This is a genomic window from Streptomyces sp. NPDC058751, from assembly GCF_042746485.1.
Lineage (GTDB): Bacteria > Actinomycetota > Actinomycetes > Streptomycetales > Streptomycetaceae > Streptomyces.
Genome location: NZ_JBHYPZ010000040.1, coordinates 51,994 through 74,129, shown reverse-complemented (window position 1 = coordinate 74,129; position 22,136 = coordinate 51,994). Strand labels below are relative to the sequence as shown.

The window sequence follows — 22,136 nt, the reverse complement described above, 5'->3', positions numbered from 1 at the left end:
TCGTACGGGCCCGCTCACGGTCTCCCCCGTGGATCCTGCCCGCCTGTGACGAGTCGGCGCGCACCCGCCCGGCGCGCACCCCGAGAACGCCCGCTCGTTGACGAGTGGGCGTGCGCCCACTCATAGTGGGCACATGCCCACTTTACCCTCGGGGGGATCACGTCCCCCAGCCGGCGAACCTCACGAGTACCGGCGGGCGGCGGAGTCGTTCGGCTCCGACGCCGAACGCTACGACCGGACACGGCCGCGTTATCCGGACGCCCTGGTGGAGCGGATCGTCTCGGGCGGTCCCGGCCCCGGTGTCCTGGACGTCGGCTGCGGCACCGGAATCGCCTCCCGGCAGTTCCGGGCCGCCGGCTGCACCGTCCTCGGCGTCGATCCCGACGCTCGGATGGCGGAGACGGCCAGGCGGCTGGGCACCGAGGTCGAGGTGGCGACGTTCGAGGCGTGGGACCCGGCCGGGCGCACGTTCGACGCGGTCGTCGCCGGTCAGTCCTGGCACTGGGTCGATCCGGTCGCGGGAGCCGTCGCGGCGCGGCGGGCGCTGCGGCCGGGCGGGCGGTTCGCCGCGTTCTGGAACGTGTTCCAGCTGCCGCCCGAGGTGGCGCGGGCCTCCGCCGCGGCCTGCCGGAGGGCGATGCCCGACTCCCCGTTCGACTTCGAGGCGATGACGCGACGGGCCGTGGACGTGTACCGGCCGATGCTCGTCAAGGCGGCCGACGGGCTCCGTGAGGCGGGCGGCTTCGACGAGCCGGCGGAGTGGAGCTTCGACTGGGAGTGGTCCTACACCCGGGACGCGTGGCTCGACATGATGCCGACCCAGGGCGCCCTGACCCGGCTGCCCGCGGAGGCGCTGGCACCCGTGCTCCGGGAGGTGGGCGCCGCCGTCGACGCGCTGGGAGGCCGCTTCACGATGGCGTACAGGACGGTGGCGGTCACCGCGCTGAGGACCGTCCCGGCCTGACCGGCACCCGCCGGGTCCGGCCCGCGCGGTCCGGGGCCGGTCCGCACTCCGGGCCCGGACCACACGATGGGCCCGGTCCACACTATGGGCCCGGTCCACACTATGGGGTCGGCCCACACTATGGGGTCGGCCCACACGGTCCGGGCCAGGCACGCGGGTCCGGGCCGGTCTGCAAGGCCAGGCCCGATCCGTAGGTCCAGGCTGGGCCTGTTCCGCAGGTCCCGGCCGCGGTGGGCGCCCCGGTGGCCCGCCGCGGGGCCGTGACCGGCACGGCCCCGCTCCGGCAGCCTGGGGACCGCTTCGCGGGACACCCCACCCTGGCGTGCGTCACCACCGCCGGTCCACGGCCGCGGCCGGCGGTGGTGACGGAGCGGCGGTGACGGTGTCGGCGCCGTGGTGACGGTCAGGAAGGCTTCTTCGCGGTGACGGCGGTGACCGTCACCTTGTCGTCGCACTCGGCCAGCACGCCACCGCCCTCGACGGCGAGTTGGTGCTCTCCGCTGGACGGGAGCCCGACCACGAGGGTCGGGTAGGAGACCGGGGTGGAACCGGAGACGCAGTAACCGTCGGCCTCGCCCTGGACCTGGACGAACGTCATCTTGACCCATGCCTTCGCGGCGGGCGCGAGCACCACCTCGGCCGAGGGGCCGGTGCGGGTCACGGTCAGCGGCTTGTTCTTCTCGGGGGAGCCGTTGGCCGCCCCCGCCACCGTCGGATGTCCCTGGAGGGCACACGTCGCCCCGGACATGTTGGTGAACTCGACGATCGCGGCGCCGGTCCCGGTGCCCGGCGGCCGTACGTCGGCCTGGTACATGAACGCCTTCAAGGACGTCGCCGCGCACGTCTTGGTCTTCGTCGTCGGGGTCGGGGTGGCGGGGACCGAGGCCGGGGCCTTGGAGGAGTCGCCCGCCGGCCCGGCCGAGGCTCCCGTGCCGCCGGACGGCTTCGCGGGCGCCGGAGAAGCCGGGGAGCCGGAGGACGAGGGTTCCCCAGCCGTGGCCGAGGGCTCCTTCGCCGCGGCCGACGGCGAGGCCGCGGAGCCCGCGGCGTCCGGGTCCGGCCGGCACGCGGTCATGAGAAGGGTGGCCGCCGACACGGCCGCCACGGCCAGAGCCGCTCCGCGGACACGTGTCCCGAACTGCGTCCCGTACTGCATGAGATCCCCCGATCACGATGGTGCGAGTGCCGGACGTTCACGGCATTCGTCGCTGTAGATCGCGGGACGGCTCCGGCGGTTCGCACACGCACGCATCTGTGACACGACGGTGACGCGGCAGCCACCGATCACCGGGACCGTCGGCGCGTCCGTAGGCTCCTACCCGTCCCCCAAGGTCAGCGACAGGCGTTGCGCGGTGGTCGAGGTGGAGGTGAACTCCCGGCAGCCGACCACCGCCCGCGTGTTCCCGGTCGCGGCCCTGACGAGGTCCAGCCGGACCGTCGGGCCCGCTCCGGTGACGAGGCGGGCCTCCACCCATGTCGTGGTCGAACTGACGTCGGTGCGCCGGGTGCGTCTCCCGGTCAGCAGGCGTGTCGTGGCGTCGGCGTACGTGGTGCGCAGGACGGGGACCTCGGCCGGGTCGGCCGCGAGCGTGCCGTCCTCGCGCAGGGTCCAGCGGGCCCGGCGCAGGCGGTCGGCCACCTCCCGGGCCTGGGCGCGGGTTCCCGAGACGGGTTCGACGGAGGTGACTCCGAGCGTGCGGAAGGTGCGTGGTCCCGGCCGGTGGTCCGCGTCGCCACCGGTCGGCGACGGCTTTCCGGACGTGAGGACCGGGAGCCCGGGCGGACGGCTCGGATCGCGCGGCGCGGCACGACCGGGACACGCCGTACCCGTGGCCCCGCCCACTCCCCCGGCTCCGCCACCGGTTCCGGTGCCCGGTACCGGCGTGGTCGGGGCGGCCGTCGCCAGGTCGTCGGCGAAGACCCCGCCGGCCGGCCGGGAGGCGAGGGGCAGCAGCCCGAGGAGCAGCACGACCGCCGGGAGAAGGACGGCCGCCGCGTACACCGTCGCCGGACGGGCCGCCCGGGGGCGCGATGTCACGGGCCCGCCCGTTGCGGATCCACCCGTCGCGGGCCCGTTCGTCGCGGGGTGGGAAGACACGGACCCGCCCGTCGCGGGGCGGAGCCCCGTCGGCGAGTCCCACCGGGCGGGGTGCGATCCCGTCACCAGGGGCCAGACCAGCGCGACGGCGAGCGTCGTCCACCAGGCGGGCTGCCCGGTCAGTGACTCATGGGCCAGCGCGAGGACCTGCCGGGCGGCACGGTCACCCGTCGCGCCCAGCAGCACGTACGCGGGAAACGCCGCCAGCGTCGTCAGGAGCAACTGGGCGAGCAGGGCCAGCGGCCACAGCAGCGTCGACAGGAGCCGGACCCGGGTGGTCCCGGCTCGCGACACGCACCAGAGGCGCATCCCGACGGGCGGATGGTAGAGCCGTGCGAGACCTCCGCGATCGCCCGCCCCGAGGTGGCGCAGAGCCCGTACGACGGCGTCGGCACCCGCGGTCCGGGCCGCGAAGCGGTCCGCGCCGAGCTCCGCCGACCAGAGCGCGGCCACGACGAGGAGCAGTACCTTCGGCACGCTCTGCAGCACCAGGACGACCTCGGCGAGCGTCAGGACCGCGGTCGCGTCGCCCGTGACGAACAGCAGCGTGACCGGCAGGACCACGAGGCCCACGAGGGCGTACGGCCAGACGCGGACCAGGGCGGTGAGGGGGCTGCCGAGCCCGGTGACGTGCTGCTCGCCCCGGCGGAGATGGCCGAGTTCGTGCAGGAGCACCGCCCGGGCCGCGTCGGTGTCCGTGTGCCACAGGTTGACGAGCGGGGCGAAGACCCCGATCCGGCTGGAGCGCCGGCCACCGGGGTAGACGCGGGCGGAGATCCTGTCCTGGGTGCTCAGACGCAGCAGGGTGCCCGGGGCGTGTGCGTGGACGAACGCCGCCATCCCGGCGGCGAAGTGCGGCTCGGCGCTCTCGCCCCGGCTCCCGGGTGCCGTGGCCGGGGGCGCCATCAGCGGGTCGTCGGGGGCCAGGAGTCCGTATCGGCGCTCGACGAGACGGCAGCGTGCCCGCGGGACGAGGAGCGCGAGGACGGCGGCGAGCAGGAAGAACTGGGGCAGGAGCTGGACCAGGCTGAGCACCGCGGTGACGAAGCGGCCGAGCCCGGCCTCACCGTACCGGCCGAGGCCCGTGCCCGCGTCGAGGGCCTGTCCGGTCAGCGCGGGAAGCTGGGCGAGGAAGAGCGCCAGGGTCAGCCACAGCCAGGGCGGCGGGCCCCCCGTCCGGGCGAACCGCAGCGGCGACGGCCTCCTCATGACGCCGTGCGACACGGCGTCGCGCGACGCCTGCCCGGGTGCCGGGACGGCCGGCGGACCGGTGCGGTCGACGCCGTGCTCATCCCTGCCCCGTCCCCTCGGGACCGGTCGGGGGCCCGTGGGGTGTCGTACGGGGGTGGCCCGCGCGATGGAGCAGGCCCGAGGCCGCCGAACGCAGTCGGCGCAGTTTCCCGCGCCGGTCGTCGGGGCCGCGCGGCGGCGGGGGCGGCTCGTCACCGACCAGGGCGTCGAGGAAGGCCGCGGCTTCCACCGGATCGTCCTCGGTGAGCAGCCGCGCGATGAGACGTGCCGTCAGTTCGTCGGCCCCGTCCGGGGCGAACCCCCGTGCCCGCAGCCGTGCGCTCATGCGCAGGGCGGCCCGTACGACGTCCGCCGGGGGCACGGCCGACGCGGAGTCCGCTCCGCCCGGGGGCACGGCCGACGTGGGATCCGCTCCGCCCTGGGGCACCACCGCTCCGGGCGCGCCTCCCGACGACACCCCCGGCGGGGCTCCTGACAGCTCCCCGCCGTCGTCCCCTCCGCCGTCCCCGCTGTCGGCCCCGCCGTTCCGGTCACCCGCGCCGGTCCCGCTCGGCGCGCCGTCGTCCCCGCTCGGCGCGCCGTCGTCCGGCGAGGCCGTGGTGTCGTCCTCCGCCGGCCGGGTCGCGGCCTCGGCGCGCCGCTGGGCCCGTAACCCGACCAGCAGTCCGGTCGCGGAGAGCAGGTTGTTCAGCTCGGGACTGCCCATGGCGGACTTCAGGAACCCGGCGGCGTGGGCGAGTCCGTCCAGCACGGCGGGAAGGACGGCGGCCGCGCCGCCGCCCATGCCTCCAGGTGCCTGACCGGGAGATGAAAAAAGGTTACGGCGTGGGGTGCCGCCCGCGGCGTACGCGCGAGCGGTCTGTGCCGCGAACCCTTTCTCCTTGGGAGCGACCCGCTCGGCGATCCGCACGCCCCAGGTGTCCAGGCGGTCCTGTGCCGTCATCGTGCCTCCCCCGGTGAGGCCGCGGCGCCTTCCCGCCGTCCGTTCACGGCCGTGCGCGACAAGCGGGCCGGTAAGGGCGTCATGAGGCCGTGCCCTCGAAGGTGAACCTGAACGCGACCATGCCGTCGACGGTGCCGCCCTCGGCGGTGAGGGAGGCCCCGGAGCCGTCGAGCCGGCCCGTGAACGTCGTGCCGGATGCCAGCACGCGGGGGAAGCCGCCGGGCATCTGGCCGAGGTCGGAGCGGCAGGGGACGAGCAGGCCGGGCCAGTTGAACAGGTTCAGGACGATCGCTTCCCGGGCGTGCGGGTCCGTGAGCCTGGCGTCCAGCTCGCCGCCGGACCAGTCGATGTCCCAGTAGGTCAGCAGGAGGTTCGGATCCCGGTAGTTGCCCGCCAGGTCCTGGCTCGAGACCGTACTGACCGAGGAGGAGCGGAAGGACACCGCGCCGGTCTGGGAGGGAAGGCCCGCCGAGAACACCATCGAGAACGGGTTGCTCTCGGTCTGGCCGCCGCCGCTGTCGGGCGAACTCAGGTCGAGGGTGCTGTCCATGGAGTAGGTCCGGCTGTCCGCGAGGCGCCGGGACCCGTCGGTGGAGCAGTAGTCGTGGATGTCCACGGAGACGCTCGCCGTGCCTCTGTACCCCTTGCCCCACAGGGCCGACGCCTCCGAACCGCCGGCCTGCGCGGGCTCCTCGGAGGCGACCGGCACGGCCTCCTCCGTGGTCGGTGTCCACGTCGGCGTCGCCACGTCGCTCGCCGAGGGCGTCGGCTCGGGCGTGGACGCCGTCGCGGACGACGGTGCCGCGGACGCCAGGGTTCCGGCGGAGGCCGTCGAGGCGTCGGCGGTCGGCGCGCCGTCGTTCCCGCACCCGGCCAGGGAGGCGCACAGGAGCCCCGCGCAGACTGTCGCGACCAGCCGGACCCGGACGACGGTGGGCACTCTTCGAACCCGCGTCATGGCAGCCATGACACACCCCTCCCCACACCGGGCCGCCCCCCACGAGCACCCAGGACATGCGGGACATTACGCCGAGCGAGCGTTTCCTCACCCACCGCAAAGTCGTTCGTTACCGTTTCGTGCCTGGCCCCAGCCCTGTACGGGGCGCACACCCCGGCTACCGGGCCAGGTCCGCCGCGACCTCGCGCGCCGCCCTGGCTCCCGACGCCAGCGCCCCCTGCACCGAGCCCGTGGCCCGGTGGTCGCCGCACACATAGCGGCCGGGGGCCACCCGGGTGGTCCGGCCGAGCGGCTGCGGGGGCGGCATCGCCGGCAGGGCGTCGGGGACGGTACGGACCGTCAGCAGGTCCCAGAGCGCGGTGTCGGTGCCGTACACCTCGGCGAGCGCGTCGCGCAGCCGCGGCTCCCGGCCCTCTTGGTCGTGCCCGAGGACCGAGGTGGCGATCAGCGACATCCCGGGCGGGGCGTAGCCGCGTACCACTTCGCTCAGGACGCAGGTGTTGAGGAACCGCCTCCTGGTGTCCGTCAGCAGGACGGGTTCGGCCAGTGGCGAACGGGTCGCGGCGTGGTAGTACGTCGTCACGACGCGGTAGTCCGGAAGAACCAGCCCGGGCAGCAGCCGGGCGGCCGCTCCCGGCCCCGTCGCCACGACCACGGCCCGCGCGGCGAGCTCGCCCCCGGCGTCCGTCTCGACCCCGTCGTCCGTGAGCCGCGTGACCGGGGTGCCGAGACGCACGGCGTCCGGGGGCAGCGCCCCGGCCAGCAGGCGCGGCACCGCCCCGATGCCCGCGCCGGGCAGGCACAGGGTGCCGCGCAGCATGCTGCGCCAGACGAGGTGGAACACCCGGCCGGAGGTCTCGAGCTGGTCCTCCAGGAAGACCCCGGACAGGAAGGGCCGGAAGAACCGCTCGACGAACTCCTCGGAGAACCCGGCCGCGGCCAGCGCGGTGCGGGTCGTACGGTCCTCTCCGCGCTTGAGCCGTCCAACGGGGGCGAGCACGTCCCGGCCGGACAGGGCGGCCAGCGCGATCAGGTCACGGGTTCCGGCGAGGCGCCCCGGGCGCAGGTCACCCAGCCGCCTTCGGCCGCGGGTCGGGTCCTCGAAGCGCAGCGGGCCGTCCTCCGTGTGGACGAGGACGCCGGGCGTGAAGGGCCGCAGCCGCAGTTCGCGCAGGGCGAGCCGGCGCCGGACCTGGGGATAGGACGTGTTGAAGACCTGGAAGCCGCGGTCGACGACGAAGCCCTCGTGCCGGTCGGAGCGCATCCGGCCGCCCACTTCGTCCGAGGCCTCCAGGATCCTGACCCCGAAGCCGTACCCGGCGAGATCGCGGGCGCACGCCAGACCGGCGAGCCCGCCTCCGACGACCAGGACGTCGGGCACACCGCTCTTCGCGGCCATGAGCACCATCCTCCGAGCAACCGGTCCGTCCGCGCGCCGGGAGGCACGCGGGGATGGTCCGGGCACGGGACGGCGGCGCCGCGCCGTCGGACGCGCCCTCCCGAACCGATCTTCCCGTCGGGGCCGCCCGGCGGATGCGGGGCCACGCCGGTGGAACGCCCGGCGTCCGAAGGGCCGCACTTCGCGCGACGCGGCCCTCCGGGACTCGGGACTCCAGGGCTCCAGGGCTCCAGGGCTCCAGGGCTCCAGGGCTCCAGGGAGAAATACGTGGACGACTCCAGGGAGGAATACATCGACATGGCCGGATGTTCCCCCCTATGTGGCGCGGAGCGGCCTCCGCACACCAGGTAAGCGGCCCCGGCCGGTCTCCCCCGTCCGGCCGGGGTCCCCTGTGTCCCGAGCGCGCCCCGGAGCGGCGGGAACCGCCGGCACCGCCCGGGTCCGGGCGGTCGGCGTCGCGTCAGTGGCCGGAGCCGTAGTGGCCCCCGAGCTGGTCGCGGTAGTGCGGATCCCCGAGATGCTTCTCCTCGTCGAATTCCGGCGCCGCCTTGATCTCGTCCTTGGTCCGGGCGACACGGATCGTCCTGTCCTCGTGGCTGATCGAAGTGATCGTCCCGGCGGGGATCAGGACCTTCTTGCCGAAGATCCAGACGCCGGTGTCGACGACGATGTACTGAGAACCGACCACGTCGGAGTGCTTGTCGACCTTCCCGATGTGGCCGTCGGAAGCCTCCACCCGGTAGCCGGAGAGATCGGCGTCGGGCGTGTGCCCGCTGGTCGGCTCGTAACCCCAAAGGTTCTCGTTCACGAAGAACTCCTCCACCTCTCGCTTTCCGCCGGCGACCGACGGGTGTCCCCTTCCCGGCCGCCGACACCCGGGGCACACGGATTCTTCACCGTCCCGGCCCGAGGTGGCCTGAAACCGACGCTCCAGCCGGAACTCGCCACGACGCAGACCACCGACCCCACGGCGGGCCGGAACTCGACGCTCCGGATCCAGTCGATCCCGCGCCGGGCAAGCACAGTAACGTTTCACTGAGTAATCGACCGACAGCTCAAAGTGACCGCCATCCCATCAGTACGGCTCTCGGCAGCCACTCGTTCGATTGACGTGCTTTTCCGTCATGTCCCGTGAGAAGCACACGAAAGCTCCACACAGGCACCACTATGTGAGCGACGAAAGCGTCGACGACCACGTCTGAGGGGGCTGTGGCGTCGCGCCAGGGGGTGGCCGGCTCCGCGGGAGCGGTGCTCACCCCTGCCCGGGGAGGGGACTTCACCGCATGAAGCGGACCATTCGCGCGACCGCGCCCACAGCCGGCGCGCTCTTCGCCCCGTCCGGCCCACCGGCCGGCACGGCGCACGCGAACACCGCGCCCGTACTCGACAGCCGTGACCTGCCGACGGGCCTCCCCGGACAGGCCACCCACCGCCCGGACAACTGAGCCGCGCACCGACCGAAGGTCCCGTCCGCGCCGTAGCGGGCGGGACGGGCCCGACCACCCCGACCTCGGCCGTGGAGCACATCCATGCACGTTCCCCGCGGCGCGCGCGGCACCGGCACGACGCGCGTCACCCTGCTCACCGAAGGCACCTACCCGCACAGTCACGGCGGCGTCAGCGTCTGGTGCGACCAACTCGTCACCGGCATGCCCGACGTCGGCTTCGACGTCATCGCCGTGACCGGCACCGGACGTGAACCGGTCGTGTGGGACGTCCCCGCACAGGTCACGGACGTCGTCACGGTCCCCATGTGGGGGCCCGCGCCCGGAGGCCGCCCTCCGCGCGGACGGCGCCGCAGGCAACTCGCCGCCGTCTACGAGGAGTTCCTGACCGCCCTGCTCGACCCGCACGCCGAGGACGGGTTCGCCGCCGCCCTGTACGCGATGGCGCGGGCCGCGACGGACGGGACGCTGGGTCCCTTCCTGCGCGGCGACCGGGCGATCGGCGTCCTGAGCGGGGTGTGGAACCGCCCGGGGCTGGCCGTCCGCGAGGCCCGGCCGACCCTGCACGACGCCGTCACCGCGACCGCCCTGCTGGAGCACGCGCTGCGCCCGCTCACCGCACCGCTGCCCGAGCGCGGGGTGGCGCACGCGGTCAGCGGCGGCGTCGCGGTGCTGCCGGGTCTCGCCGCGCTCGAACGGCACGGCGTCCCACTGCTGTTGACCGAGCACGGCGTCTATCTGCGCGAGCGGTACCTCGGTTACCGCACGGCCCCGTACCGCTGGCCGGTCAAGGCCGTCGTGCTGGGCTTCTTCCGGCTGCTCGCCGAGGAGACGTACCGGCGCGCGGCCCTGATCACCCCGGGCAACCGCTACAACCGGCTGTGGGAGGAGCGGGGCGGTGCCGCGCCCGAGTCGATCCGCACCGTCTACAACGGCGTGGACCCGGCCGCCTTCCCGCCGGCCGGTCCGGAGCCGGAACGGCCGACGCTGAGCTGGGCCGGGCGCGTCGACCCCATCAAGGACCTGGAGACCCTGATCCGGGCGTTCGCGCTCGTGCGGGGACGGCTCCCGGACGCACGGCTCCGGTTGTTCGGCGGCACCCCGCGCGGGGGCGAGGCCTACCGCGAGCGCTGCGAGGCACTGGCCGCCGAGCTGGGGCAGGCGGAAGCGGTCACCTTCGAGGGCCGGGTGGAGGACATCAAGGACGCCTACGCGGCCGGCAGCGTCGTGATGCTCTCCAGCATCAGCGAGGGTTTCCCCTTCACCCTGATCGAGGCCATGTCGTGCGGGCGGGCGACCGTGTCCACGGACGTGGGCGGGGTGCGCGAGGCCGTCGGCGACAGCGGTCTCGTCGTCCCGCCGCGCGACCCGGCGGCCATGGCCGCCGCCGCCCTGGAACTGCTCGGCGACGCCGGGCGGCGCGCCTCCATGGGTGAGGCGGCCAGGCTGCGCGTCATCGAGCAGTTCACCCTGCGGCAGACGGTCGACACCTTCCGGTCCGTCTACCTCGAACTGTCCGCGCCCGGCGGGATCGTCCCGGACGCTCCCACGACGGCCGGCACCTCCGGCCCGGTACCGGGTGACCGGGCGTCCGTCGCCGCCACGTCCACGTCGAGGAGCCTCGCCGGATGAGCGGACCGATGGCGCTGGAACCCGGCGGCACGGAGAGCGACGCGCTGTCCCTGCGGCTCGCGGACGCCCCCGGGCCCGCCCGGTCCGCTCCCGGCCACGGCGCGGAAGGGCAGGCCGTCGACCGGCTCGCCGCCGAACTGGCGGAGGGCATCGGTCCGGCGGTGCACCCCTACGAGGTGGCGGCCCTGCTGGAGTCGGAGGGGCTGACCTCCGAGGTCATCCAGGAGCGGTACGGGCATCCGGACCTCTTCTCGCTCGCCTCCGCGCTCTACGAGCGGGTTCCGCGCGCCTTTCCGGAGCCGCCGCGGCCGGCCGACCCGTGGCGTCCGGACCATGTGCGCTGCGCGCTGCGCGGGGCGCTGTTCGCTCTGCCGGGCCTCGCCTACCTGCTGGCCGCACCGCTGTGGCACGCGGGCCGTGACCTCCGTGTCCTGGTGGTGGCCGGCCTCGTCTCCTGGGCGTGGGGGCAGGCGCTCGGGCACCGTGCCCACGTGCGGATGGCCGCCGGCCGCCGGGAGGCGGGACTGACCCTGCTCACCGGCGCGCCGCTCGGCGCGCTCGCCGCGACCGGGGCCGGGGCGCTGGTCACCGGGTCCGGCACCGCGACCGGGATCGCCGCGGCGCAGTCGGTGTACCTCGCGGCGGCCGGGGTGCTGCTCGTCCTGGGCGGCGAGCGGCTGTTGCTGGCCGCGCTCACCCCGCTGATCGCCGGCGCGGCGGCGCTGCCCTGGTGGGACCCCGGGACCGTGCCGCGCGCCGCCCTGCCGCTGCTGTCCGTGCTCGGCGCGGTCGCCGCGGCCGGCTGGACGCTGCGGGCCGCGCTCGGCGCTCCCCCGGTCCCGGGCGCGGCGCGTCCGTCGCCGCTGCGGTCGCTGCCGTACGGCGTGTTCGGGCTGTCCGCCGGTGTGCTGGTGCTGCTGGAGGGCCGGGAGCACCCGTACGCCGTGGTCGTGCTGACCGTGAGCATGGGGCCGGCGGAGTGGCTGCTGTACCGGTACCGCGGGACGGCGGTGTCGGTGCTGCGGGCGACCGCGACCCCGGCGGCCTTCCTGCTGCGTTCGACCGGGGTCCTCGTCCTCTGCCTGCTGCTCTACGTGCTCCCGCTGCTGCCCGCGGCCCTGCTCACCGGCGTGGAGCCGGCCCCGCTGCTGCTGCTCGCGGCCACGTTGTGGACCGCCCTGCTGCTCCAGGCGTTCGGGGTGGCCTGGCCGCCGGCCGTGGTCTGTCTGGCGGCGGCCTGCGGTGCCGCCTCGGCCACCGTGCTCCGTTCCCTGCCGGACTCCGTCGCGCTGACCCTGTCCTGCGGCACGGCCTGCCTGTGCCTGGCGGCCTGTGCCGTCCGGCTGCTGGGGCGGCCGGCCCCGCACGCCTGAACCGTCCCGCACCGGCCCTCCGGACGGATCCGGAGGGCCGCCGTGCCTTCGTCCGCATCACTCATCACATCGACGACCAACCGGAAGGACACACGAGTTGAGCACCCAACCGCTCGCCGCCGTCACCGGGGCCGAGGGTTTCATCGGCTCCCACCTCACCGAGGCGCTGGTCGCCTCCGGACACCGGGTGAGGGCCATGGCGCAGTACAACTCCTTCTCCTCGTACGGCTGGCTGGAGACCCTGCGACCGGACGTCCTGGACCAGGTGGACATCGTCCTGGGCGACGTCCGGGACCCGGGTTCGGTGCGCGCTCTGGCCGAAGGCGCCGACTGCGTCTACCACTTGGCCGCGCTCATCGCGATCCCGTACTCCTATCAGGCACCGCACAGCTATGTGGACACCAACGTCACCGGCACCCTCAACGTGCTGGAGGCGGTGCGCGCGCTCGGCACCCCCCGGCTCGTGCACACCTCCACCAGTGAGACCTACGGCACCGCCCGGACCGTGCCCATCACCGAGGACCACCCCATCAACACCCAGTCCCCGTACGCCGCTTCGAAGGCGGGCGCGGACCGGCTGGCCGACAGCTACCACGCGAGCTTCGGCACGCCGGTGGTGACGCTGCGGCCGTTCAACACCTTCGGCCCGCGCCAGTCGATGCGCGCGGTCATCCCCACCGTGATCGGCCAGGTGGCCGCCGGCGAACGCACCATCACCCTCGGCGATCTGCGGCCCACCCGCGACTTCACCTTCGTCGAGGACACCGCGCGGGCGTTCCTCTCCGTGGGCACGGCGCCCGCGGACCGGGTCGTGGGCAGGACCTTCAACGCCGGTACGGGCGGTGAGATCTCGGTCGGCGACCTGGTGGCGCTGATCGGCAAGGTGATGGACACCGCCCTCGACGTGCGCGAGGACGCCGGACGCGTCCGGCCGGCCAACTCCGAGGTGATGCGGCTGGTGGCCGACGCGACCCGGCTGGCGGAGGCGACCGGCTGGAGCCCCGCCCACGAACTGGAGCAAGGGCTCGCGCGGACCGTCGAGTTCTTCCGCGACCCGGCGAACCTGGCCCGCTACAAGACCGGCATCTACAACATCTGACCGTTCACAACGTCCGATCCCGTTCGGCACGTCCCACGAAGGAAAGCACACCCCATGCACGCAGTGATTCTGGCGGGAGGCAAGGGCGTTCGGCTGCGTCCCTACACCACCGCCCTGCCCAAACCCCTCGTCCCCATCGGCGACCAGCACGCCATCCTGGAGATCGTGCTCCGCCAGCTCGCCTCGTGCGGCTTCACGAGCTGCACCATCGCCGTGGGCCACCTGGGCGAGATCATCCGCGCCTACGTCGGCGACGGGTCCCAATGGGCCCTGGACATCGACTACTCCACCGAGGAGAGCCCGCTCGGCACCATGGGCCCGCTGCTGACCATGCGCGACCGGCTGCCGGAGTCGTTCCTCGTGATGAACGGCGACGTGCTCACCGACCTCGACTTCGGCGACGTCCTGCTGCGGCACCGGAGTTCGGGCGCGCCGCTGACCATCGCGACGTACGCGCGCGAGGTGCGCATCGACTTCGGCGTGCTGACCACCGACGACCGCAAGGTGGTCGCCTTCACCGAGAAGCCGAGCATGGACTACCGCGTCTCCATGGGCGTGTACGGCCTGTCGCGCTCCACGCTGGAGGGCTACACACCGGGGCTGCCGCTGGGCTTCGACGAGCTGGTCCTCGACCTGCTGCGGCGCGGCAGCGAGCCTCACGCCTACGAGTTCGACGGGTACTGGCTCGACATCGGCCGCCCGGACGACTACGACCGGGCCAACGCCGAGTTCACCACCCGCAAGTCGCTGTTGCTCAAGGGAGCCTGACCACCGCATGCGCATTCTCGTCCTGGGCTTCACCGGCTATCTGGGCGGCCATGTCGCCGAGCACCTGCGCGCCCTCCCGGGCGTGCGGGTGCTCGGCGGCGGGCGATCGCCCGCCGCCGAGTTCGGCATCGACCTGGCCACCGACCGCCGGGAGACGCTGGTCCCGGCGCTGGCCGCGGCGAGGCCCGACGCCGTCATCAACTGCGCCGGCGCGACCGGCGGCGACGCCGTGACGCTCTCGGAGGTGAACTCCCGTGGCCCCGCGGTCCTCTGCGCCGCGCTGCGCGAGGCGGCGCCGACGGCCCGGCTGGTCCATCTGGGCTCGGCCGCCGAGTACGGTCCCGGCGTCCGGGACACCGCCGTGACCGAGTCCGCGGCGACCCGTCCGCTCACCCCGTACGGGGCGACCAAGCTGGCGGGGACGGTCACCGTCACCACGTCCGGCCTCGACGCGGTGGTGCTGCGGGTGGGCAACCCCGTCGGCCCGGGGGCGCCGTCCACGGGACTTCCGGGCCGGATCGCGGGACTGCTCCGCGAGGCCGGTCCCGACCCGGACGCGGTCGTCAGACTGGGCGACCTCTCGGCGTACCGCGACTTCGTGGACGTACGCGACGTGGCACGGGCGGCGGTGGCCGCGGCGACGGTCCCCGGGCCGCTGCCGCGGGTGCTCAACATCGGGAGCGGCAAGGCCGTCCCGGTGCGCGACCTGGTCGACGGTCTGGCGCGTGTCGCCGGGTTCCGGGGGCGCGTCGAGGAGAACGGCGGCGGTTCCGCCCGCTCGGGCGAGGTGTCGTGGCAGTGCTCCGACATCACCGCCGCCGGGGAGGCGCTCGGCTGGCGGCCGGTGCTGACGCTCGACGACTCGCTGGCCGCGCTCTGGACCGCCACGACGGGTACCGGTCCCGTCCCGCGGGCCGAAGGCGACCGCACTCCATGAGCCTGCTGATCCCGCTGTACGTCCACCCGGTCGAGGACCCCGGCGCCTGGCACCGGCTGATCGGGGCGGCCGACCGGACGTACGGGGTCGTCATCAACCCGGCCGACGGGCCCGGCCGGGGCCCGGATCCCGCGTTCGCCGCGGCGGCGGACGCGCTGTGCTCGGCCGGGGCCCGGCTGCTCGGCTACGTCGACACCGACTACGGCACGCGCGATCCGGATCTCATCGCGGACGAGGTCCTGCGGCACCGGGACTGGTACGGCACCCAGGGGTGCTTCCTCGACCGGGTGGCGCCGACCGCGGCGGCGCTGCCCGCCTGCAGGCGGCTGGTGCGGGCCCTGCGCCGGAGCGGCACGGCTCCGGTGGTGCTGAACACGGGGGTCCACCCGGCGCCGGGGTACGCCCGCCTCGCCGACCTGCTCGTCACGTTCGAGGGCCACTGGTCCACCTACGTGTCGGGGTTCAGCAGACCGGTGTGGACCTCGCGTCATCCGCCCGAGCTGTTCTGCCATCTGGTCTACGGCGTCCCCGAGGCGCTCGTTCCACTGGCCGTTCGTACCGCGCGTGACCGAGGCGCCGCGGTGTCCGGGCCCGTGACCGGTGAACTCCCCAACCCCTGGGCGCGGTTGACGCCCGCCCTGGACGAACTGGATTCCTGAGCGCCCCTGTCCCCGGTCGGCGGGCGGCTCGACCCCCTGGATTGATGGCATGTCTAGGTCAAATCTGCAAGGAGTTACGTGTGAGACCGACCGTTCCTATGGACTGAGTGGGAGTGGGTCCTGTCGCCAGGCTCCGTGCTCAGTCGAATGCCCCGAACGGTGTTGGGTGTTCTGGTCGCCCGCGTTCGCTGCGCGTCCGGGCGGCACGGATCGTGTCCGTGGTCCGGGGATGCGGGGGCGGGGTCCCTCACGCCGTGGGGAGCCTGGTCGGGCCTGGACGGTCCGATGCCCGTACCCATCGCTCTGGTGGGTACGGGGCGGTGCCGTCCTCCCCCAGACTTCGTCCGGGGGTACCCCCAGCCTGATCGGGTGTCCCAGGGCGCGTCTTCCGATGGCCACGGCGGCTGCGTCGTGGCGGGTGGGTTTCCTGGTGGTGCTGGTGAGGGGTTTCTGCCAGTGCTGGGCGCCCCACCTGCTGGTGTAGGCGGGGTCGACCGCGACCAGCGGAACACCGAGTTCGGCGGCCATGGACGCCAGGCGGGCGCGCAGCCGGGCCACCGGCATGCCGGAGATCAGGCTGCGGAACTTCTTCTGGCGGCCGTGTTTCTCCCGGCTGGTCTCGGCGGTGAAGTCCAGGTCCTCCACCGCGATCGCCAGGTGGTGGCGGGCGGCCCAGTGCAGCAGCTGGGTCAGCGCGTGGCGTACCTGGGCGTCGCGGTGGTCGGCGGTGCCGGTGAGGGTGTAGTCGAAGCGGCGCGGGGCACCGACCGGGTTGCCGTGCACGTCCAGCCGCCAGGCGGCGAGATGGTCGGCGTTGGTGTCCACCCCGATCAGCCCGCCGGCCCGCACTGCGGCCAGGGGCACGGTGGGGGCGGGTGGGATGGTCCAGGAGGCGGTCAGGTACCAGCGCTGGCGGCCGGTGTCCTCGTGGATGCGATACGCCACCGCCCGGTTCGCCTCGATGCGGTCGGCCCACTGCTCGCCCCGGTGCGCGAACGACACCCGCGCGCTGAGGACGTAGCGGCCGTGCGGGGCGTTGGCCAGATGGGCGAGAGGGGCCGGGAGTCTGATACTCACCTCGCCGTCGGGGCTGATGCGGATGGTCTCGTTGCCGTACCTCTTCCCGCTCTCGCCGTCCGCCTGCAAAAACCGGCGCGCCGCCTCCCACCGGGCCCGCCACACCTCCTCGGTGAGCTGCGCCTCTTGCAGGTGGTGGCGGGTGTTGAGCTGATGTTTCCCGCCCCGTACCACCCGCACCCGACCGGCCGCCCAGTCGGTGCGTGCCCGCTCAAGCCGGTCCTCCAACACCCCCAGTCGGCGTGCCTTGGCATGCCACTCCCGCCTGCTGCGGTAACCGCCCGGAGCCCGTTTCGAACCCTTCTCGCCGAGAGGCAGGGACAGCCGGTGCCGGATCATCTCCACCCCGGCCTCCAGCTGCCGGATGTGTGCGTGCCGACCGCGCCGGGCCAGCGCCCACAGGTCATGCGTGGCCTTCGTCAACGACCCGGCCCACCGTGACGACGACAACCCGGTCAGCTCCCGCTTCCGCGCCGCCCAGCTTTCGTTGTCGTGCTCCAGACCCGCCGCACACCGCGCCTTGAGATCCCGGGAGGCCAGCGAGCCCAGATGGTCGCCGACCAGCCGCAGCACCCTCTCGTCCCGGGCGGTCAACCCCTTGAGCCGGTCCCGGACCGCCACCCCCGATGGGCCGGGCACCACGAACGACGCCCCCACCACCCGCAGATCACCCACACCCTCACCCCAGCCAGTCCGAACAGCCCGCCACCCCACCCAACGACCACCACCCGAAGAGGTCACGCATTCGAGACAGGAACCTTCGTTTCCCGCCGCGCCTCGTACGGGCGGAGGCCGTCCGCACTCACCCACGCACGCCAGAACACGCTCACGCACAGTCCACAGGCAACAGTTGCCAACCCTCCAGGGCACACGGAGGGCGGCCACCGCCTCCCGGCACCGGCTGGCCGCGTGTCCATCACTCACACCGACATCGCCAGGCCGCTCGGGTGCTGTCCGCCAATGATGCGGCCGGAGCCCTGGCAGAGCGGAGGCGAGGCGCCTCAAGGCGCGACACGGAGATTTCCCTGAAGTGCCCCGATCACGTACGAAAAGGCCGCGCGCGGCCCGCCCCTCTCCCGTCCGCCGCGGTGACGCCCCCGGGCGCACCGCGGCGGGCATGGCCGGCCGGACCGGGGGCAGGTTCCGCCGTACGGCGGCTCCCGCTCCGGGAGCACGGCACCCGATCATGGGATCAGGAGCCGCCGGACCCGGCGCGAGGAGACGTCATGCTGTTGGTACCCCCACCGTTCGACCCCGAGCTGGGGGCCGCCCTCGCGGCGGCCGGACCGTCCGCGCCGTCCGGGCCGAGCCTGGCGGACATCGCCGCCCTGCGCGCGGTGCCGGAGCCCGCCGTGCCCGCGTACGACCTCACCGACGGCGGCGCCTTCACGACCACGGACCTGACGGTGCCGGGGCCGCCGGGCGCTCCCGACGTCCCGCTGCTCGTCGTCGGGCCAGTGGCGCCGCCCGAGCACGGACCGCGCCCGGTGATCTACCACTCCCACGGCGGCGGCATGGTCCTCGGCAGCAACCGGGCCGGGGTGGAAGTCGTCCTGGAATGGGCGAGGGAACTGGACGCGGTCGTGGTGTCCGTGGAGTACCGGCTGGCACCCGAGCACCCGTATCCGGCCGGTGTGGAGGACGTCTACGCCGGTCTGCTGTGGACCGCCGGGCACGCCGGGGAGCTGGGCGGCGATCCGGAGCGGATCGTGATCGCGGGCGCCAGCGCGGGCGGCGGACTCACCGCCGCGCTCGCCCTGCTCGCCCGGGACCGCGGAGGGCCGCGGCCGCTCGGGCAGGTCCTGATGTATCCGATGCTCGACGACCGCAACGACACTCCGTCCGCGCACCAGATGGCGGGCGTCGGCGCCTGGGACCGCACGGCCAACGAGACCGCCTGGACCGCCGTGCTGGGCGAGGCGCGCGGCGGACCGGACGTGCCCGCCTACGCGGCCCCGGCGCGGGCCTCGGACCTGTCCGGGCTGCCCCCCGCCTTCCTCGACGTCGGCTCCGCGGAGACCTTCCGGGACGAGGTCGTCGACTACGCGTCGCGGATCTGGCGGGCGGGCGGGGTGGCCGAACTGCACGTGTGGCCCGGCGGTTTCCACGGCTTCGACGCGTTCGCCCCGCACACCACGCTCTCCCGGACCGCCCGTGCCGCCCGACTCGCCTGGCTGCGCCGGCTCCTGGCCCGGTGACCCGGCGACTCCCCTCGTACCGAGGGCCGTTCAGATGGGCAGGAGCCGGCCGACGAGCGCGCTGAGCTGCTGGACGTTGCGGCACTCGTGCATGTCCACGACCTCGGCGTAGGCGAGGGCGGCCGAGTCGCCCGTGCCCCACTGCGAGCGCCCCTCGGGGTTCAGCCAGTAGAGACGGCGGGCCTGCCGGGCGAGCCGCCGGACGGCGGGCAGGTTGGGATCGCTCATGTTCGTACGGGCGTCGCCGAGCACGAAGACGGTCGTCCGGGAGCCGACCGCACCGGTGTAGCGCTCGGTGAACTCCCCGAAGGCCACGCCGTAGTCGCTGCTCCCGTGCCAGCCGGTGATCTCCGCCTCCGCGCGGATCCGGGCGCTCAGCCCCTCGGGGTCGGCGGTGCCGGATCCGATCAGACCGGTCACCTCGTCGACCCGGTTGACGAAGGCGAACACCCGCACCTTGCTGAACTGGTCGTGGAGCGCCTGCACCAGCAACATGGTGAAGTCCGAGAATCCCGACACGGATCCCGACACGTCGCACAGCAGCACCAGTTCGGGCCGCACGGGACGGCGTCTGCGCAGCACGGGCCGTACGGGCACCCCGCCCGTGGACAGCGATCCGCGCAGGGTGCGCCGCAGGTCGACGGTGCCGCGGTGCGCACGGCGGCGGCGCGCGGCGAGACGGGTGGCCAGTTTGCGGGCCAACGGCTGTACGGCCCTGCGCAGTTCGGCGAGCCGGTCCCGGCCGGCGAACAGGAAGTCGACGCGGTCGGCGGTCGGGGCCACCGCCCGCCGGGCGATCTCGTCGCGGTCGCGGCGCTCGGCGATCCTGCGCCGCGCCTCCGTCGCGACCTGCGTCCGGAAGACCTCGATGCGTCGGCGGATCTCGTCCTCGAGGAGCCGGTCGGTGAACCCCGCGGCGCCGCCCCGCGCGCGGACGGTGTCCCGCACGCGGGCCAGCAGGGTCTGCGGCCGCAGCCGGTCGAGCGTCTGGTACGAGGACCAGCCGTCCGTCGCCGTGGCGCCTCCGTAGCCGCCGAAACCATCGACGGCCTCGATCGCCAACTGCCCCATGAGGGCCTGGTCGTCGGCGGCCAGGGCGGCCGCGAGGCGCTCCCTCAGGTCGTCCCGGTCGGCGGGAGCCGCGCCGTCCGGTGCTCCGACGCGGCGCGGGAAGTACACGTCGAAGACGGGGTCGAACACCCGGCGCTGTCCCGGGTCGTGGAGGAGGGTGGCGGCCAGTCCCTCGCGCAGCAGGTCGCGGTCGGCGAAGCCCAGCGCGGCCACCGCGTGCGCGGCGTCCACGGTCTCGCCGGTACCGATCCGCACGCCGTGCGAGCGCAGGGCGCCGACGAGTCCGGTCAGCCGGTCCGTGACACCGTCCGGCGGCGCGCCGGCGTTCACACGGCGCCCAGGTCGAGCTTGGCCGCCGCCTTCAGTACGTCGTCCTGGTGCTTGAGGATCACGCCGAGGCTGTCGCGTACGACGTTCTCGTCGAGGGTGTCGGCTCCCAGGGCGAGCAGGGTGCGGGCCCAGTCGACGGTCTCGGCGACGGAGGGGGCCTTCCGCAGGTCCATCTCCCGCAGCGCGCCGACGACCCGCACGACGGACTCGGTGAGTGCCGCGTCGAGCCCCGGCACCTTCAGCCGGACGATCCGGCGCTCCAACTCCTCGTCGGGGAAGCCGATGTGGAGGAAGAGGCAGCGGCGGCGCAGCGCCTCGGACAGTTCGCGGCTCGCGTTCGAGGTGAGCACCACGAAGGGGCGGCTGGTGGCCGTGATCGTGCCCAGTTCGGGGACGGTGACCTGGAAGTCGCTGAGCACTTCGAGGAGCAGGCCCTCGACCTCGATGTCGGCCTTGTCGGTCTCGTCGATCAGCAGGACCTTCCGGTCGTCGCCTCGGATGGCGGTCAGCAGCGGGCGCGGCAGCAGGAACTCCTCCGAGAAGATGTCCGTGCGCGTCTCGTCCCACGTCTCGTCACGGCCCGCGGTGATGCGCAGGAGTTGCTTGGCGTGGTTCCACTCGTACAACGCCCGTGCCTCGTCGACGCCCTCGTAGCACTGGAGACGGACGAGCCGGGCTCCGGCGACCCGGGCGACGGCCTTGGCCAGTTCGGTCTTGCCCACGCCCGCGGGGCCCTCCACCAGCAGGGGCTTGCCGAGCCGGTCGGCCAGGAAGACCGTGGTGGCGACGGCGGGTGAGGCCAGATAGCCCGCGTCGGCGAGGCGTGCGGAGACGTCGTCGACGGATGTGAACAGCAACGGGGCCTCCAGCACGCGCGAACGAGTCGGGCTCACTATCTAAGCGCTTGTTCACCCTCGCTGTCACGTGTGACGGCCCCCACTCCCCTCCAGTCCCACGGCTCCACTGCGGGGCGAAGCCGGGCTAGGAGACCCGCAGTACGATCTTGCCGCGGCGGTGCTCGCGTTCGAGGGCCGCGTAGGCGCTCGGGGTGTCCTCCAGCGGAAGGATCCGGTCGACCTGCGGGACCAGCCGGCCCGCCTCGACGAGTGCCGTCAGCTCCTCCAGACCGGCCCGGTCCGGCTCGACCACGAAGAACACCGCGCGGACGTCCGCCCCCTCCGGCGCCGTGGGCGGCTCGGCGACACCGACCAGGACCCCGCCGGGACGCAGGACCTGCCAGGAACGGGCCAGGGTGTCCCCTCCGACGGTGTCGAGGACGACGTCCACGTCCTCCACCTCGTCCTCGAAGCGCCGTCCGGCGTGGTCGATCACCGTGTCCGCGCCCAGACCCCGCACGAAGTCCGCGTCCCGGGCCGAGGCGGTGGCCGTCACCCCGGCCCCCAGCGCGTCCGCGATCTGGACGGCGAGCGAGCCCACGCCGCCCGCGCCGCCGTGCACCAGCACGCGCTGTCCCGGCACGACGCCGGCGTGGTCGACCAGTCCCTGCCACGCGGTGAGGCCCGCCAGCGGCAGCGCGGCCGTCCGCTCGTGGTCGAGCGAACCCGGCTTCGCGGCGAGCACCGCCGCGGGAACGGTCACGTACTCCGCGGCCGCTCCGTCCCGGGTGAAGGGGATCAGGCCGTAGACCGCCTGGCCGGTCCTGAGGTCCGTGACGCCGTGGCCGAGCTCGGCCACGACCCCGGAGACCTCCTTGGACGGCACGGCCGGCAGGCGCGGGCCGCCGCCGTCGAGGCCGTCGGTCCAGGTCGCGTCCCAGTCGAGCTCCCCCGCGGTGACCGACGCCGCCCGCACCTCCACCAGCACGTCGCCGTGACCGGGGACCGGTTTCGGCGCGCCCTCGCAGACCAGCTCCTCCGGTCCGCCCCGCCGATGACCGCGTACCGCGCGCATCGTGCCGTTCATCCGGTTCCTCC

At 74.1% G+C, this 22,136-nt stretch carries 19 protein-coding genes; 9 read left to right on the top strand and 10 right to left on the bottom strand.

All coding sequences use genetic code 11. The features are described from left to right. Positions 1–133: 133 nt before the first annotated feature. A complete protein-coding gene (locus tag ACFW6B_RS31025; RefSeq protein WP_386601177.1) occupies positions 134–964 on the top strand; it encodes a class I SAM-dependent methyltransferase in 831 nt (276 codons plus the stop codon). 403 nt (positions 965–1,367) lie between these two features. Here ACFW6B_RS31025 and ACFW6B_RS31020 read toward each other — a convergent pair whose 3' ends face one another. The 6 genes from ACFW6B_RS31020 to ACFW6B_RS30995 all read right to left on the bottom strand — a co-directional run bounded on the left by ACFW6B_RS31020 (position 1,368) and on the right by ACFW6B_RS30995 (position 8,421). Next, positions 1,368–2,120, bottom strand: a complete 753-nt coding sequence (locus ACFW6B_RS31020; RefSeq protein WP_386601175.1) for a DUF4232 domain-containing protein — start codon at positions 2,118–2,120, stop codon at positions 1,368–1,370. Between the two features lie 159 nt (positions 2,121–2,279). Then, complete coding sequence (locus ACFW6B_RS31015; RefSeq protein WP_386601173.1) at positions 2,280–4,271, bottom strand: M48 family metalloprotease; 1,992 nt, start codon at positions 4,269–4,271, stop codon at positions 2,280–2,282. Between the two features lie 79 nt (positions 4,272–4,350). Further along, on the bottom strand, positions 4,351–5,256 hold the full coding sequence (locus ACFW6B_RS31010; protein ID WP_386601171.1) for a hypothetical protein: 906 nt from the start codon (positions 5,254–5,256) through the stop codon (positions 4,351–4,353). 79 nt (positions 5,257–5,335) lie between these two features. Beyond that, complete coding sequence (locus ACFW6B_RS31005; protein WP_386601169.1) at positions 5,336–6,223, bottom strand: hypothetical protein; 888 nt, start codon at positions 6,221–6,223, stop codon at positions 5,336–5,338. Positions 6,224–6,371: 148 nt separating this feature from the next. Then, on the bottom strand, positions 6,372–7,613 hold the full coding sequence (locus tag ACFW6B_RS31000) for an NAD(P)/FAD-dependent oxidoreductase (protein WP_386601167.1): 1,242 nt from the start codon (positions 7,611–7,613) through the stop codon (positions 6,372–6,374). A 460-nt stretch (positions 7,614–8,073) separates the two neighbouring features. Further along, the gene (locus tag ACFW6B_RS30995) at positions 8,074–8,421 is read right to left on the bottom strand and encodes a PRC-barrel domain containing protein (protein ID WP_386601165.1); all 348 of its coding nucleotides are present in this window, start codon (positions 8,419–8,421) and stop codon (positions 8,074–8,076) included. A 475-nt stretch (positions 8,422–8,896) separates the two neighbouring features. Here ACFW6B_RS30995 and ACFW6B_RS30990 point away from each other — a divergent pair, with 475 nt between their 5' ends. From ACFW6B_RS30990 to ACFW6B_RS30960, 7 genes are all read left to right on the top strand, one after another. Next, positions 8,897–9,058 (top strand): hypothetical protein, encoded by a 162-nt coding sequence (locus ACFW6B_RS30990; RefSeq protein ID WP_386601163.1) that lies wholly within the window; start codon positions 8,897–8,899, stop codon positions 9,056–9,058. 84 nt (positions 9,059–9,142) lie between these two features. Next, complete coding sequence (pelF, locus tag ACFW6B_RS30985; protein ID WP_386601161.1) at positions 9,143–10,690, top strand: GT4 family glycosyltransferase PelF; 1,548 nt, start codon at positions 9,143–9,145, stop codon at positions 10,688–10,690. Next, the gene (locus tag ACFW6B_RS30980; RefSeq protein WP_386601159.1) at positions 10,687–12,063 is read left to right on the top strand and encodes a hypothetical protein; all 1,377 of its coding nucleotides are present in this window, start codon (positions 10,687–10,689) and stop codon (positions 12,061–12,063) included. Before pelF ends, ACFW6B_RS30980 begins: the two co-directional genes overlap by 4 nt. 97 nt (positions 12,064–12,160) lie before the next feature. Next, a complete protein-coding gene (locus tag ACFW6B_RS30975; RefSeq protein ID WP_386601157.1) occupies positions 12,161–13,162 on the top strand; it encodes an SDR family NAD(P)-dependent oxidoreductase in 1,002 nt (333 codons plus the stop codon). Between the two features lie 54 nt (positions 13,163–13,216). After that, a complete protein-coding gene (locus tag ACFW6B_RS30970) occupies positions 13,217–13,930 on the top strand; it encodes a sugar phosphate nucleotidyltransferase (RefSeq protein WP_386601155.1) in 714 nt (237 codons plus the stop codon). Positions 13,931–13,937: 7 nt separating this feature from the next. Next, positions 13,938–14,867, top strand: a complete 930-nt coding sequence (locus ACFW6B_RS30965) for an NAD-dependent epimerase/dehydratase family protein (protein ID WP_386601153.1) — start codon at positions 13,938–13,940, stop codon at positions 14,865–14,867. Further along, positions 14,864–15,526 carry a spherulation-specific family 4 protein gene (locus tag ACFW6B_RS30960; RefSeq protein WP_386601152.1) on the top strand — a complete coding sequence of 221 codons (663 nt, stop codon included), beginning with the start codon at positions 14,864–14,866 and terminating at the stop codon, positions 15,524–15,526. The genes ACFW6B_RS30965 and ACFW6B_RS30960 overlap by 4 nt, the downstream gene beginning before the upstream one ends. A 96-nt stretch (positions 15,527–15,622) precedes the next feature. Here the strand turns inward: ACFW6B_RS30960 and ACFW6B_RS30955 are convergent, their stop codons facing one another. After that, a complete protein-coding gene (locus tag ACFW6B_RS30955) occupies positions 15,623–17,278 on the bottom strand; it encodes an IS200/IS605 family accessory protein TnpB-related protein (protein WP_386601150.1) in 1,656 nt (551 codons plus the stop codon). 551 nt (positions 17,279–17,829) lie between these two features. Here ACFW6B_RS30955 and ACFW6B_RS30950 point away from each other — a divergent pair. After that, positions 17,830–18,801: an alpha/beta hydrolase gene (locus ACFW6B_RS30950; RefSeq protein ID WP_386601148.1), complete on the top strand. Its 972-nt coding sequence runs from the start codon at positions 17,830–17,832 to the stop codon at positions 18,799–18,801. 30 nt (positions 18,802–18,831) lie between these two features. Here the strand turns inward: ACFW6B_RS30950 and ACFW6B_RS30945 are convergent, their stop codons facing one another. From ACFW6B_RS30945 to ACFW6B_RS30935, 3 genes are all read right to left on the bottom strand, one after another. Continuing rightward, positions 18,832–20,202 carry a VWA domain-containing protein gene (locus ACFW6B_RS30945; RefSeq protein ID WP_386601146.1) on the bottom strand — a complete coding sequence of 457 codons (1,371 nt, stop codon included), beginning with the start codon at positions 20,200–20,202 and terminating at the stop codon, positions 18,832–18,834. Then, the gene (locus ACFW6B_RS30940) at positions 20,199–21,056 is read right to left on the bottom strand and encodes an AAA family ATPase (protein WP_386601223.1); all 858 of its coding nucleotides are present in this window, start codon (positions 21,054–21,056) and stop codon (positions 20,199–20,201) included. Before ACFW6B_RS30940 ends, ACFW6B_RS30945 begins: the two co-directional genes overlap by 4 nt. Positions 21,057–21,183: 127 nt before the next feature. Next, complete coding sequence (locus ACFW6B_RS30935; protein WP_386601144.1) at positions 21,184–22,125, bottom strand: NADP-dependent oxidoreductase; 942 nt, start codon at positions 22,123–22,125, stop codon at positions 21,184–21,186. Positions 22,126–22,136: the final 11 nt, after the last annotated feature.